The organism is Corallococcus sp. CA054B, assembly GCF_003611625.1.
GTDB classification, from domain to species: domain Bacteria; phylum Myxococcota; class Myxococcia; order Myxococcales; family Myxococcaceae; genus Corallococcus; species Corallococcus coralloides.
In genome coordinates this window covers 1-1,302 of the sequence record NZ_RAVY01000397.1, presented here as the reverse complement: position 1 = coordinate 1,302, position 1,302 = coordinate 1, and the positions used below count along the sequence as shown (strand labels likewise).

General features: G+C 71.3%; 1 protein-coding gene and 1 pseudogene. Both read left to right on the top strand.

The features are described from left to right. Window positions 1–523: RDD family protein (locus tag D7V80_RS40970; RefSeq protein ID WP_120593143.1), on the top strand; the 523-nt coding region annotated here is incomplete at its 5' end. 50 nt (window positions 524–573) lie between these two features. Further along, window positions 574–1,302 (top strand): annotated as a pseudogene (locus D7V80_RS40965) (FrgA protein); the annotation flags it as partial.

Below are 1,302 nucleotides of genomic sequence, written 5' to 3'. Positions count from 1 at the left end.
TGTCGACGGTGAAGGACAGCAGCCGGCGCCTTCGGCGGTCCCGGCCGCTGGCGAGGTCCACGCGCGCCCCGCCTCGCTGTGGCGCCGGCTGCTGTCCTTCACCGTCGACACCGCGGCCATCAGCGCCGTGGCGGCGGCCTACATCACCCTGGCCTCGTCGGTCGCGGGTGTGAAGGGTCCCCAGCCGGGGCTGACCGGGCTGGACGCGTTCGTCGCCTGGCTGCGGGCGATGCACTCCGTGCTGCTGCCGGGCGTGGTCCTGGTGCTGGTGCTCGCCACCGTGTATTGCGCGGTCGCGGCCTTCCTGTGGAATGGACGCACCCTGGGACGGTTGCTCCTGGGCCTGCGGTTGGTGGACACCCACGGCATGGCGCCCACCCCGGGCCGGGCCATCTTCCGGGCTTTGCTCGCCGGGCTTTCCTTCGTTCTCTTCCTGGGCGGGTTCTGGATGGCGCTATTCGACCGCCGCGGTCAGACGCTCCATGACAAGCTGACGTCCACCTTCGTCGTCCAACCGAGCTGAAACCGGCTCATTGTGCCTTGCGGCCGCGGCCGTAAGATGCCGCGGCCTTCATGCCTTCGCGTCTTGCCCAGCACCTCGTCTCGCGCGCCCTCCTGACCCAGGAGCAGGCCGGGGAGTTGTTGCGTCAGCATCAGGCCCAGGGTGGCCACCTCGACACCGCGCTCCTGGAGCGCGGCCTCTCCGAAGCGGACGTCCTCGCGATGATGGGCGAGGTCTCCGGCTTCCGGCCCGTGAACCTGGTGGACTTCGAGCCCAACCTCGAGGTCGCCAGCTTCATCCCTCCGAAAATCGCCGAGCGCCTCAGCGTCGTCCCCCTGTCCCTGGACGGCAACACGCTGCACGTGGCGTGCGCCTACCCGGTGCCCAAGAAGGAGCTGGACGAAGTCGGCTTCCTCCTGGGCAAGCCGCTGGAACTGTGGGTCGCCGTCGAGCTGCGGGTGCGCGAGTGGATCTCCATCATCTACCGCCAGCCGATGCCGCCCCGCTTCGTGCAGCTGGCGGAGGCCGTCGCCCAGCAGGTCGGAGCGCTCACGCCACCTCCGCCACCGCCGCCGGACGACGAGTCGATGACGGTGGACATGGTGGAGCAGCTGGCGCGCAACGTGGCCCAGGAGCCCGTGCCCGCGGAGGCCCGTCCCGCCGCCTCGCGTGAGCCCGAGCCCACCGACATTCCGCCCCCCGCGTACGTGCGCGAGCCGCTGCGCCTGAACACCTCCGCGGGTCCGGTGACGACGGCCCGCGCGGTCCAGCGCCCCACGCCGCCGCCGACGCCCACCGAC